Source organism: Embleya sp. NPDC050493 (assembly GCF_044458105.1).
Classification (GTDB): Bacteria; Actinomycetota; Actinomycetes; order Streptomycetales; family Streptomycetaceae; genus Embleya.
Genome location: NZ_JBITHP010000030.1, coordinates 113,651 through 126,106, shown reverse-complemented (window position 1 = coordinate 126,106; position 12,456 = coordinate 113,651). Strand labels below are relative to the sequence as shown.

The following is a 12,456-nucleotide window of genomic DNA, read 5'->3' as shown; positions in this document are numbered from 1 at the left end:
GGGCTGGGTGGCCTCAAGCGCCGGCCGGGCTGGGTGGCCTCAAGCGCCGGCCGGGCTGGGTGGCCTCAAGCGCCGGCCGGGCTGGGTGGCTTTGGTTTGTGGGGTCAGTTGCAGCAGCCGCCGCCGCAGCAGCCCCCGCCTCCGCCGGCGGTGGAGGGGCGGGGGGTGGTGGCGGCGCCGGTTACCGCGACTGTGGAGAGCAGCTTTGTGGTGTCGGCGTGGCCCTGGGGGCAGGTGGCCGGGTCGTTTGCCGCGGACATCGGGCGGTTGAGTTCGAAGGTGAGTCCGCAGGCGCGGCAGCGGTAGTCGTAGCGAGGCATGGTGCTCAGGTTAGTCGGACGTCACGGCTTCGGGCCGGTGCTCTGCACGACCTCGAAGGACCACAGGGCCGAGTCGGTGGACGCCGGCTTCGGCCGCTCGGTGCCGTCGCCCTGTGCGTGGGCGGCCCTCATGTTTCCGTCCATCCACGCCTGGAAGTCGGCCTCGCTGCGCCAGCGGGTGTACACGAGGTACTGATCGGTCCCTGCCACCGGGCGCAACAGTTCGAACCACTCGAAGCCGTCCTGCGAGTCCACCATCCCGCCGCGCGACGCGAATCGCTGCTCCAGGGTCTCTCGCATCTCGGCGGGCACGGTCAGCGCGTTGATCTTCACCACAGACATGGGACCAGTGTGCCCGACGGGGCGGGCGGGGCATCTGGACGGCCCCCGGGCGCGGGGTGGGCAGCGCTCGGGGGCCGTCGTTCCGGGGGTCAGGGGCGGAGGGGGCCCTCGCAGGAGTAGGTGGAGGTGGCGGCGCGGCCGTTGGACCAGGGCACGGGCGGGGCGAAGTGGCAGTTCATGTCGGCGAGGTTGTCGAGCGCCGCGCCGGCACGGGTGAGGATGAAGTAGTCGACCGTGGCCGCCATGTCGGTGTGCATCCGGCCGGGGTCGGTCGAGCCGATGTTCGCGGTGATCGAGCCCTTGCAGGTGAAGCGCGGCAGCGCTTCGCGGGTCGCGGTGCACGACGTCGGGTCGTTGGCGGTGGCCCGGCGGAAGACCTGGCGCACGTAGTCCGGTCCGGTCGCCGAGAGCTGCCCGGTCGGGGTGTAGGTCGCCACCGGCACGATCAGGTTGTTCACGTCGGCGATCTGTTGGTCGAGATAGGCGTCGAACTCGGCCTGGAAGGTCGGCCCGCTCACCCGGTTCAGGAAGGCGTCGTAGCCGGCCACGTCATTGGTGCGCAGGTGCGTGTACATCTCGGCGAGCAGGTCGGGGTGGTCCCGGCCGAGCATCGAGAAGAACGATCCGGCGTAGGCGTAGTAGCGGAAGAAGTAGCCGTCGTCGTCGTACTTGAAGTGCAGCGTCTCGCGGACCGACGGGCGGCTGCCGTACTTCTGCACGTCCGAGATCACCTTGGTGACCAGCGACTTGCGCAGCTTCACCCCCTGATCGCGGGTGGCGCCCGCCAGGTACTCGGCCATGCCCTCGTCGAAGGCCGTCGTCCGGTTCTCCGCGTACCACGGTCCCTGGCCGAACGAACCGGGCACCGCATAGCGGCCGTTGAGGTAGTGGGTGTACTCGTGCCGGAACAACTCCTCCAATTGGAGCAGGGAATCGCGCGGCACGACGCGCTGGTACGTGTAGAAGGTCGCGCCCTCCTCGATGTACAACCCGCCGTTGTTGGTCGCGTAGCCGTACAGGAACGGCTGGTAGGTGTGGTAGTCGGCCATGCTCGCGTAGAGCCGGACGGTCAGCTTGTGGTTCGGGTCGCCCGCGAGCGGCTGATCGACCCCCACCGTGCGGAAGAACTGCTCCTTGACCTGCTTGGACGCGTAGTACAACTGCTCGACGGTGGCGCGGTCGAGGGACGTGTGCACCTCGATGTCGCCCTGGTCGAAGGTGTATGTGTCGGGGAAGACCGTGGCCTCGACGTCGGCCCGACACACCCCCGCCGCGTGACATCGACCGTAGGTCTCCAGCCAGTGGGCGACCTCGCTCCACGGCACCGAGAAGCGGCCGTACCAGCCGTCGGTGGCGGTGAGCATGGTGCCGAGCCCGGTCACCGTCTCGGCGGTCAGGCTCGGGATCCGGCCCAGCCGGCCGTACTCGTACACGCCGTTGCGCAACAGCCCGGAGGTGCTCGGCGTGTTCAGGTGTCGATAGCCGACGAACGCCTCGAGCCCGGCGCGGTAGGCGGGATCGGCCTGTACGGCGGCGATGAAGCCCGCGTCGCCGTTGTAGATGCCGTGATAGGCCAGGGTCTGCGCGGAGAGCACCGCCTCCCGTCGGGCCGCGTTCTGCCACGCCGTAGTGCTGCCGTCCAGATCACGGAACATTCGTGTCAGCAACGGGAGTTGGTGTTGGCGCACGCCGTCGACGTCGACGCTGATCAGCACTTCGCGCAGCAGCGCGCCCGAGGTGGGGGTGAGGTCGAACGCGTGCGGCCCGGTGCGGAACGCGTCGGCGGCGGCGCTGATCGCGGCCACCGTGGCCGGTCCGCGCAGGTCGATCGCCGGGTTGTCCCAGTCGAGATAGAGCGCGGCATGCGTGAAGTACCAGAGTTCGTACATGTGCGACGCGTTGCTGCCGTCGTAGCCGGGGGCCAGCGCGGTGATCCGGGCCAGCACCGCCTGGAGGTGAGCCGGCGTCAGCACCCGGCCCAGCTCGGGGGTGTAGGTCCACAGGAAGCCGCGCAGGCAGTCGGGCCCGACGTCGGCACGGGTGAGGAAGTCGGCCAGTGCCTGCGGCGACAGCGTGGAGAACTCGGCAAGGGTGCAGCCGGGCACCGGGGCGGCCGTGGCCCGCGGTTGGGCGGGAAGGCCGAGCGGGAGGTCGGACGGGGACGGACCCCGCCCGGGTGCCTTCGCGTTGCTCCCGTCGACCGGACCCGGACCGCGGTCGGGGTCGGGCGAGAGCGGCGAGCCGATCCGGTCGACCTCGTCGCCCGGATCGGCCGCCGTCGCCGTGTTCGCTTGCCCGACCTGCGAGTTCGTACGCGGGACCGGGCCGGCCGAGGCCGGCGGAGCCACTGCGATCGGCAGTACTCCAACGGCCAGTGCCAAGAGGGGAACGCTTGTGGCAAACCACTTCCTACGGCGTACGTGAGCACTCATGTACGGCCCTTCGGGCACGGGTGGACCACGATCGGCGGTCCACGGTGAGAACACGACGCCGAGTACAATTGCACATGTCACACGTGACATCCAGATGGATTCGCGCCGAATCGGCGACCAACTCCCGCGCCGGTCGGGGGCATTGACGGAAGGCCTCGGCGAAGCCGCGGACCCCGTGAGCGACGGCCGGCGGACGACGGGCGCGCGGCTCGTGGCGAAGGCCGCGGACGGGCATTTCCCGCCGGCGAACCCGTGACCATCGCCGCCCGAGCGACTAGCGTCGGCCGCAGGCGCCCCGAGCCGCGGCACGGCCCGGGCGGGTGCCGCCGATGGTCCGTCATGCCCAGCGCACGGCAAGGGAAGCGGAGGCTCGCGTGGTCTACAGTCAGCCCGGCCAACCGGACAGCATCGTCAACTTCGAACCCCGGTACGACAACTACATCGGGGGCAAGTGGGTACCGCCCGTGCAGGGCCGGTACTTCGAGGACATCACCCCCGTGACCGGACAGCCGTTCTGTGAGGTGGCCCGCTCCACCGCCGAGGATGTCGAACTCGCACTGGACGCCGCACACGCCGCGGCCGACGCATGGGGACGGACCAGCGTCACCGAGCGATCGCTGATCCTGCTGCGGATCGCCGATCGCATCGAGCAGAACCTCGAACGCCTCGCGGTCACCGAGACGTGGGAGAACGGCAAGCCGGTCCGCGAGACCCTGGCCGCCGATCTGCCGCTTGCCGTGGACCACTTCCGCTACTTCGCCGGCGTGATCCGGGCCCAGGAAGGCTCCATCTCGCAGCTCGACGAGGACACCGTCGCCTACCACTTCCACGAGCCGCTCGGCGTGGTCGCGCAGATCATTCCGTGGAACTTCCCGCTGCTGATGGCCACGTGGAAGCTCGCGCCGGCGCTCGCGGCCGGGAACTGCGTCGTGCTCAAGCCCGCCGAGCAGACGCCGGTGAGCATCCTGGTGCTGATCGAACTGATCGCCGACCTGCTTCCGCCCGGCGTGGTCAACGTGGTCAACGGCTTCGGCTTCGAGGCCGGCAAGCCGCTCGCGAGCAGCAGCCGGGTGGCCAAGGTCGCCTTCACCGGCGAGACCACCACCGGTCGGCTCATCCTCCAGTACGCGTCGGCGAACATCATCCCGGTGACCGTCGAACTCGGCGGCAAGAGCCCGAACATCTTCTTCGCCGACGTGGCCGACGAGGACGACGACTTCTTCGACAAGTCGGTCGAGGGCTTCGTGATGTTCGCCCTCAACCAGGGTGAGGTCTGTACGTGTCCGTCCCGGGCACTGATCCACGAGTCGATCCACGACCGCTTCATGGAGCGCGCGTTGGCGCGCACCCGGGCGATCGTGCAGGGCAACCCGCTCGATCCGGCGACCATGGTCGGCGCGCAGGCGTCCAACGACCAGTTGGAGAAGATCCTGTCCTACCTGGACATCGGCCGGCAGGAGGGCGCCGAGGTCCTGATCGGCGGCGCGCGCAAGGTGGTCGAGGGCTTCGAGGACGGTTACTACGTCGAGCCGACCATCTTCAAGGGCACCAACGACATGCGGATCTTCCAGGAGGAGATCTTCGGCCCGGTGGTCTCGGTGACCACCTTCCGCGACGACGCCGAGGCGCTGCGGATCGCCAACGACACGCTGTACGGCCTGGGCGCGGGCGTGTGGACCCGGGACGCGACGCGGGCGTACCGGTTCGGCCGGGAGATCAAGGCCGGCCGGGTGTGGACCAACTGCTACCACGCCTATCCCGCACACGCGGCGTTCGGCGGCTACAAGGCCTCCGGCATGGGCCGGGAGAACCACCGGATGATGCTCGGCCACTACCAGAACACCAAGAACATGCTGGTCAGTTACTCGGCGAAGAAGCTCGGATTCTTCTGATGGACGAGCCGGCCCCAACGCCGGGCGGACCTGCCGGGCCGGGCACCCCGGCCGAGGTCGAGAAGGTCGCGATCACCGCGGCCGCCGCCGACCTCGTGGCCGAACTCGCGGCCGAGCACGGGCCGTTGCTGTTCCATCAGTCGGGTGGTTGTTGCGACGGGTCGTCACCGATGTGCTACCCGCGCGGGGAGTTCCTGGTCGGCGACGCGGACGTGTTGCTCGGCTGGGTCGCGGACCAGCCGTTCTACATGTCCGCCGCGCAGTACGAGTACTGGCGGCACACCCACCTGACCGTGGACGTGGTGCCCGGCCGCGGCGGTGGGTTCTCGGTCGAGGCGCCCACCGGCAAACGATTCCTGATCCGTTCCCGGGTGTTCACCGACGAGGAGGCACGCCGGTTGGAAACGCACGAGGTGCCGCCGGGCCGCCGGCACTGAGCGGGCCGGGCACCGGAAGCCGAAACGGGCGGGCGCCGGAGGGGTTCGAACCCGTCCGGCGCCCGCCCGCGGCCGGTCGGGTACTCAGTCCTCGCGGCGGCTGTGCCGCATGCCCAGGATCAGGGTGGCGGCCAGCAACACCGCGATCACCGCGCTCACCGTATCCCGCAGCGTGTGGTCCTCCGGGCCGTCGATCAGGTTGCTCTGGTTGGTCATGTCCGCGGTCGGCGTCGTCGCCGGGCCGGTGGCCGCGAGCAGGTTGGGCAGGTCCAGGCCGCCGAACGTGGTGACCGTGCGGTTCGTCGCCACGGCCGCCAGAATCAGCGACGCGAGCCGCACCGGGTCGTTGCCCGCCATGGTCTTGGCACCCGCGGCCAGCCAGTCGACCGCCGCGCCCGCCTCGGCCGGGTGTCCGGTCGCCGACAGCGCCTGGACCGCGGCCGCGGTGGCATCGAAGTCGGTCGGCCCGCCGAGATGGTTGCCACCGGCCTTCAGCTTGGCGATCAACCACGCCGCACCGCCCTGCGCGGCCGCCTGCCGGTTCGGCTCGGCGCCGGGGCAGACGATGGGCGTGACCGCGATGGAGGGCGCCGGGACGGCCGGTTGGGTGCCGTATCCGAGCGCGAGCACCGAGCGCGCGGTCAGCAGCGGGTCGACCGGCGCGCCCGGGCCGGCCGCGAACGCGCCCCGGTCCGGCTCCGGCACCGCGCAGCGCAACTGGGCCGCCGCGAGCGCGTCGGTCGGGGTACGGCCCTGCGGTGACCTGAGCAGTTCCGGCGAGATGCCGGACGTGACGATCGCGCTGATCGCGGCCGCCGTCGCGGTCGGGTCGCCGATCGCGTTCGGGCCGGGTACGGCCGCGAACGAGCCGTCCGCGAGCTGCTTGGACCGGAGCCAGTCGACCCCGCGGGCGACCCGCGTGTCGTACGTACGCAGCGCCCGCAGCGCCTCGATCGCGGTCGCCGTGGCTACGGTGTCCTCACGGTCGGCGTCGCATGGCGTCGCGGGATCGGCGCGGTACGCGGTGAAGCCGCCGTCCGCGCACTGCTGCCCGAGCAGCCACTCGATCGCGGTCGGAGCCGGCGTGCTGTCGGTCGAGGCCAAGGCCAGGACCGCCAGCGACTGCCGGTACACCCCGTCCGTGCTCGGATCGCTCTTCCCGTACAGCGCGGGCGGTACCGGGGCGCTCTGCGCCTTTCCACCGGCGGAGACGCGTGCGACCACCGACACGGGGACGGTCGTGCGCGGTGTCGCCGTGCCCACGGCCACGCCGAGCGCACCGCCGGGAGGCGGCGGCGTCGGTGCGGCGCCGGCCGCACCCCCCGTCCAGACCGGGCACAACAGCGCCGTCGTGAGCACGGAGGCCGCCGCGGCGCGTCCGCGGCGTCGGGGGGAGGGCATGCATGGCCTTTCGCTGAACGCTGTGCGGATCGGACCGCGCTGCACGGATCGGACTGTGGGGGCCACTGTCGAGAGTTCTCGTCACCCTACCCGGGTGCCCCCCGAGCCCCGAGCGTCACAGGGCCGTATAGCGCACCGGGTCGCCGCCGGACTCGGCCGTCGCCCGTCCGCGCTTGACCAGGTGGCGCAGGTGAGCGGCGGCCTCGCTCAGGGCCAGTTGCCGATTCTGCGCGCCCAACTGCGCCCACGGCCGGTTCCAGTCCATGCCCTCGGCGATCTGCCACAGGGTCAGCGATGCCGCGCGCAGCCGGGTGTGCAGCGCCGCGAGCCGCACCTCGTGCAGCCCGGCCACCTCCGCGGCCCGGCCCGCCGCGTCCGTGAAGGCGTGCTCGTGCGCGGGCAGCACGCCGGTGATCGGCAACCGTGCGACACGTGTCAGGGAGGCCAGGAAGTCGCCGAGCGGGTCGGCCTCCTCGGCCTCGTCGTACAGCCCGATGTGCGGCGTGATCGAGGGCAACAGGTGGTCGCCGGAGAGCAGCCGACCGTCGTCGCCCTCCAGGTGCAGGCAGACATGGCCGGGTGTGTGGCCCGGCGTCCACACCGTGCGGACCGTGCGGCCGGGCGCGGGGGCGAGTTCGCCGTGCACCAACTCGCGGTCGGGCACCGCGTAGCGCAGGCGCGGTCGGTTGCTCCCGGCCGCGGCGGTGCGCAGGCCGGTGAGCGCGTCCAGGGCCTCCTGCGGGGCGCCCGCGAGAGTGAGCACCTCCAGGTGGTGCCGCAACCACGCGGCGCGCGGCGCGCTGTTGATCTGCTCGACCTGTTCGGCGTCCGCCGCATGCAGCGCGATCCACGCGCCGGAGACCTCGCGCACCTTCTCGGACAGTCCGTGGTGGTCGGGGTGTGCGTGGGTGACCAGGACGCCGTGCACGTCCTCGATCGAGGTGCCGACCTCGACCAGGCCGTCGACCAGGGCCCGGTAGGAGATCGGGTCGTCCCAGCCCGAGTCGACCAGGACCGGCCCCGCGTCGGTTTCGAGTACGTAGACGAGGGTGCAACCGAGCGGATTGTTCGGGATCGGAACCGGGACGGTCCACACGCCGTTGCCCAGATCGGCGACACGGGGAGCGGGTGGGGTGGGGCTATCGGGTGCGGTGGTCACGGGCGGCCTCCTTCTCGACGGTTCTCGAAGTGGCGCCAGTCGAACGCCGGATGCCCGTCCGGCTTCGGTGATCACCATAGAACACGTTCTCTCATACACCACCGAGCCGGTGACTTGAGGGGTCGTCAGATCGAGATCCGGCACGTACGATCCTTACCTGTCAGCCGATGAGACTCCAGTCTCATTCGAGCCCGGAATGCGTTGTTCCCTCGGCGGCAAACTGATATCTGTTCTAGTCAGCGTTCAGTCAGAGTTCTGCTCATAGCCCGCAAGCCCCTGTATCGCGCAGCGTGTGTGCACGCCCGCACCGAGGAGGACCGTGATGACGGATATCGTGGAGCACAGCCAACTGGTCATCGGCGGACAGCTGGTGGACCCGATTGGCAAGGACACGATCGAGGTCGTCTCGCCCCACACCGAAGAGGTCATCGCGCGCGTTCCGCACGCCTCGACCGCGGACGTGGACGCCGCGGTCGCCGCCGCGCGCAAGGCATTCGAAGAGGGCCCGTGGCCGCGGATGTCGTTGGACGAGCGGATCGCCATCCTGGAGAAGATCCGCGACGGCTTCATGACGCGTTCGCAGGAGATCGCCGAGGTGGTCGCCTCGCAGAACGGCTCGCCGGTCGGCTGGGGCCTGTTCGCGCAGGCCATCGGCGCCGGGATGATCTACGACACGGTGGCCAAGATCGCCCGCGACTACCAGTGGGAGGAGAAGCGGACCGGCCTGCTCAACCCGCTGCTGATCCGCCGCGAGGCGGTCGGCGTGGTGGCCGCCGTGGTGCCCTGGAACGTCCCGCAGTTCGTCACCGCCGCCAAGCTGGCGCCGGCGATCGCGGCCGGCTGCACGATCGTGCTCAAGCCGTCCCCGGAGACCCCGCTCGACTCGTACATCCTGGCCGAGATCTGTCGTGAGGCGGGCCTGCCCGACGGCGTGCTGAGCATCGTCGCCGCCGACCGCGAGGTCAGCGAATACCTGGTGGCCCACCCCGGCATCGACAAGGTCGCCTTCACCGGCTCGGTCGGCGCGGGCAAGCGCATCATGGAGGTCGCCGCGCGCAACCTCACCCGGGTCACCCTGGAACTGGGCGGCAAGTCGGCGGCGATCATCCTGCCCGACGCCGACCTGGAGCACACCGCCACGACGCTGCTGCCCAACTCGTACATGAACAACGGCCAGGCGTGCGTGGCGCAGACCCGGATCCTGGCGCCGCGCAGCCGCTACGACGAGATCGCCGAGCGGTTCACCGCGTGGGTCGGCGAGCTCAAGGTCGGCGACCCGATGGCGGCCGACACCCAGGTCGGCCCGCTGGTGGCCAAGCGGCAGCAGCAGCGCTCCTTCGACTACATCCGGATCGGCCAGGAGGAGGGCGCCAAGCTGCTCGCCGGCGGCGGCCGTCCCGAGGCGCTGGAGAAGGGCTGGTACGTCGAGCCCACGCTGTTCGGCGACGTGGACAACGCGATGCGGATCGCGCAGGAGGAGATCTTCGGCCCGGTCGTCGCGCTGATCCCCTACGACGACGAGGAGCAGGCGATCGCGCTGGCCAACGACTCGGACTTCGGGTTGTCCGGCAGCGTGTGGACCAACGACATCGAGAAGGGCATCGACGTCGCCCGGCGGATCCGCACCGGCACCTACTCTGTGAACACGTTCGGCCTGGACTTCTTCGGCCCGTTCGGCGGCTTCAAGAACTCGGGCATCGGCCGCGAGTTCGGGATCGAGGGCCTGGGCGCGTACACCGAGGCCAAGTCGATCGCGTTGCCCGCGGGCTACGACGCGCAGATCTGACCGTCGCCGCCGGCCCGCTCCGCGCGGGCGGGTCGGCGGCTCCAGGCCTCGCGAGGCCGAGCGAAGAAGAGGTGTTCTGATGGGTGATCGCTGGCGCGTCGAGGTCGACAGGGGCGTCTGCATCGGTTCGGGCATGTGCATCGGCAGCGCCCCGACCGATTTCAAGCTGGACGCGGGTCGGCAGTCGCACCCCAGGGCCGAGGAGATGGACGCCTCGGACGCGATCCTGGAGGCGGCCGAGAGCTGCCCGGTCGAGGCGATCTCGATCATCGAGATCGCCTCGGGCAAGCCGGTGTTCCCGCCGGACTAGGCCGTGTCCGACGAGGCCGGCGGGCGGCGGCGTGCTGTCGAGGCGGCGCCGACGCCGGGTCGGGCCGCCGCCCCGCCGGACCGGTTCGTGTCGGTGACCGCAGCGCGGCGGGTGCGGCTCAATCCTCCGGGATCAGCCGGCAGACCGTTTCGATGTCGGTGCGGACCTGGGCGATGGAGGCTCGGCCGTTCAGCCACGCGATCAGCGACGAGTGCCACGTGTGGGTGATCACCCGGATCACCGCGAGGTCCTCGGCGGTCGGCTCGCCGGCCGGCTCGTCGCCGCTGATCGCCTCCAGGATCATCGTGGTGGTCTCCCGGCTGACCGTGTCCACCTCCGCGCCGACCGAGCGGTCCGCGAACTGGAGCGCGCGCATCATCGCCTCGGTCAGGTGCGGCTCGCGCTGCATGCCCTTGAACGCGCGCAGCAGCGTGTCCACCACCCGCTCGCGCGAGCCCGCGCTCCGCGGCGGGCGCCGGCGCAGCTGCGCGTGCAGCTGATCCAGCTGGTCGTACATGGTCGCCACGAGCAGGTGCACCTTGGACGGGAAGTAGCGGTACAGCGTGCCCAGTGCGACCTCGGACAGCTCGGCGACCTCGCGCATCTGGACCGATTCGTAGCCGCCGCGGGCGGCCAGTTGGGTGGTCGCGCGCAGGATCCGCCGGCGCCGCGCCTCCTGCCGCTCGGTCAGCGGCGCCCGGTCGGCCTTCGTATACGTCGTCATGTCAGCCTCTCGGTGCGCGGCGGTTCGCCGGCCGGTGTGTTACGGGTCACGCGGTGCTCGTCGCAGTGGGTACCCGGCGGTATCTTGGCTGCTCTCCGACGAGCAGATACTGAAACTTGTTCTAGATTACGCGACTACTATGCTCCGACGAGGGCAGCGATAGGGGGCCATTCGTGATACGGGAGACCGCAACCGCTGTGGATACCCAGGTGGGCCCGGCGCGGACCTCCCCGGAGCGACCCTTGCGCATCGCCCTGTTGGCGTATCGCGGCGACCCGTACTGCGGCGGACAGGGAGTCTACGTCCGCCACCTGTCCCGCGAACTCACCCGGCTCGGCCACGAGGTCGAGGTGATCTCCGGCCCGCCGTACGCGGTCGTGGACGAGGGCGTGAAGCTCACCACACTGCCCAGCCTGGACCTGTACCGCGACCCGGACCCGTTCCGGCTGCCCCGGCTGAAGGAATACCGGGACTGGATCGACGTCCTGGAGGTCGGCGGCATGCTGACCGCCGGCTTCCCCGAGCCGCTCACCTTCTCGCTGCGCGCGTGGCGGCACCTGGCGGCCCGGCGCGGCGAGTTCGACATCGTGCACGACAACCAGACGCTGGGCTACGGCCAACTCGCGCTGCCCCGACTCGGGTTTCCGCTGGTGACCACGATCCACCACCCGATCACGGTCGACCGCGCGCTGGAGATCGGCGAGGCCACCACACTGCGGCGCAAGGCCACACTGCACCGCTGGTACGGGTTCACCACCATGCAGAAGCGGGTGTCCGCGCGGCTGAGCGACGTGCTGACCGTGTCCGGCTCGTCCAAGGCCCAGATCATCGACCACCTCGGCGTGTCGCCGAGCCGGGTCACCGTGGTCCCGGTGGGCGCCGACACCGACCGGTTCGCGCCGGATCCCTCGGTGGCGAAGGTGCCCGGCCGGATCGTCACCACCGCGAGCGCGGACGTGCCGCTCAAGGGCCTGATCCACCTGGTCGAGGCGCTCGCCAAGCTGCGCGCCGACCACGACCACGTCGAACTCGTGGTGGTCGGCCGGCCCAAGGGCGACGGGCCGGTGCTGCGCGCGATCGACCGGCTGGGCCTGACCTCGGCGATCCGGTTCGTGTCCGGACTCAGCGACGACGAACTGGTCGACCTCATCCGCAGCGCCGAGATCGCCTGTGTGCCCTCGCTCTACGAGGGCTTCTCGCTGCCCGCCGCCGAGGCGATGGCCTGCGGGACCGCGCTCGTGGCGACCACGGGCGGTGCGATCCCGGAGGTCGCCGGTCCGGACGGGGAGACCTGCCTCGCGGTGCCGCCGGGCGACCCGGAGGCCCTGCGCGCCGCGCTCACCCGCCTGCTGGAGGATCCCGAACTGCGCGCCCGCCTGGCCGAGGCGGGCCGCGCCAGGGTGCTGGAGCGGTTCACCTGGCGCAACACCGCGGTGCGTACCGTGGAGCGCTACCGGGCCGCACTCGCGGCCGGTCCCACCGCGCCGACCACGGCCGGCGCCGGCAGACGCGGGGTCACCGAGCGCGCGAGCGACGTCCTGCTGGGCCGCTCGCCGTTCGGCCGCCGGTTGCCGCCGCCCGCCTCGCACGGCGGCGGACCCGGAACCCGCTGACCCCAGCCCACCCTCGCCGGCCGCCCCCGCAACCGGTTCG

Annotated in this window: 11 protein-coding genes; 5 read left to right on the top strand and 6 right to left on the bottom strand. The window is 71.0% G+C overall.

Going from position 1 to position 12,456, the window contains the following annotated elements; translation table 11 throughout:
• Positions 1-104 precede the first annotated feature (104 nt).
• The 3 genes from ACIBM5_RS38860 to ACIBM5_RS38850 all read right to left on the bottom strand — a co-directional run bounded on the left by ACIBM5_RS38860 (position 105) and on the right by ACIBM5_RS38850 (position 3,043).
• A complete protein-coding gene (locus ACIBM5_RS38860) occupies positions 105-320 on the bottom strand; it encodes a zinc ribbon domain-containing protein (protein ID WP_391581539.1) in 216 nt (71 codons plus the stop codon).
• Between the two features lie 21 nt (positions 321-341).
• Positions 342-662: an antibiotic biosynthesis monooxygenase family protein gene (locus ACIBM5_RS38855; RefSeq protein ID WP_396011426.1), complete on the bottom strand. Its 321-nt coding sequence runs from the start codon at positions 660-662 to the stop codon at positions 342-344.
• Between the two features lie 89 nt (positions 663-751).
• Positions 752-3,043 (bottom strand): collagenase, encoded by a 2,292-nt coding sequence (locus ACIBM5_RS38850; RefSeq protein WP_396011425.1) that lies wholly within the window; start codon positions 3,041-3,043, stop codon positions 752-754.
• 425 nt (positions 3,044-3,468) lie between these two features.
• On the opposite strand from ACIBM5_RS38850, the gene adh reads away from it, so the two are divergent.
• Both adh and ACIBM5_RS38840 read left to right on the top strand, forming a co-directional pair.
• Positions 3,469-4,986 carry an aldehyde dehydrogenase gene (adh, locus tag ACIBM5_RS38845; protein WP_396011424.1) on the top strand — a complete coding sequence of 506 codons (1,518 nt, stop codon included), beginning with the start codon at positions 3,469-3,471 and terminating at the stop codon, positions 4,984-4,986.
• Positions 4,986-5,423: a DUF779 domain-containing protein gene (locus ACIBM5_RS38840; RefSeq protein ID WP_396011423.1), complete on the top strand. Its 438-nt coding sequence runs from the start codon at positions 4,986-4,988 to the stop codon at positions 5,421-5,423. The genes adh and ACIBM5_RS38840 overlap by 1 nt, the downstream gene beginning before the upstream one ends.
• Positions 5,424-5,507: 84 nt before the next feature.
• Here the strand turns inward: ACIBM5_RS38840 and ACIBM5_RS38835 are convergent, their stop codons facing one another.
• Positions 5,508-6,824, bottom strand: coding sequence for a prenyltransferase/squalene oxidase repeat-containing protein (locus tag ACIBM5_RS38835; protein ID WP_396011422.1), 1,317 nt, complete (start codon positions 6,822-6,824; stop codon positions 5,508-5,510).
• A 115-nt stretch (positions 6,825-6,939) separates the two neighbouring features.
• Positions 6,940-7,983 carry an MBL fold metallo-hydrolase gene (locus tag ACIBM5_RS38830; RefSeq protein ID WP_396011421.1) on the bottom strand — a complete coding sequence of 348 codons (1,044 nt, stop codon included), beginning with the start codon at positions 7,981-7,983 and terminating at the stop codon, positions 6,940-6,942.
• Between the two features lie 322 nt (positions 7,984-8,305).
• On the opposite strand from ACIBM5_RS38830, the gene ACIBM5_RS38825 reads away from it, so the two are divergent.
• Complete coding sequence (locus tag ACIBM5_RS38825; protein ID WP_391581546.1) at positions 8,306-9,769, top strand: aldehyde dehydrogenase; 1,464 nt, start codon at positions 8,306-8,308, stop codon at positions 9,767-9,769.
• Between the two features lie 79 nt (positions 9,770-9,848).
• The gene (locus ACIBM5_RS38820; RefSeq protein WP_396011420.1) at positions 9,849-10,079 is read left to right on the top strand and encodes a ferredoxin; all 231 of its coding nucleotides are present in this window, start codon (positions 9,849-9,851) and stop codon (positions 10,077-10,079) included.
• A 118-nt stretch (positions 10,080-10,197) separates the two neighbouring features.
• Here the strand turns inward: ACIBM5_RS38820 and ACIBM5_RS38815 are convergent, their stop codons facing one another.
• Entirely contained in the window at positions 10,198-10,803 is a 606-nt protein-coding gene (locus ACIBM5_RS38815; protein WP_020554687.1) for a TetR family transcriptional regulator, read from the bottom strand.
• Positions 10,804-11,000: 197 nt separating this feature from the next.
• Here ACIBM5_RS38815 and ACIBM5_RS38810 point away from each other — a divergent pair, with 197 nt between their 5' ends.
• A complete protein-coding gene (locus tag ACIBM5_RS38810) occupies positions 11,001-12,416 on the top strand; it encodes a glycosyltransferase family 4 protein (protein ID WP_391581549.1) in 1,416 nt (471 codons plus the stop codon).
• The last annotated feature ends 40 nt before the right edge of the window (positions 12,417-12,456 follow it).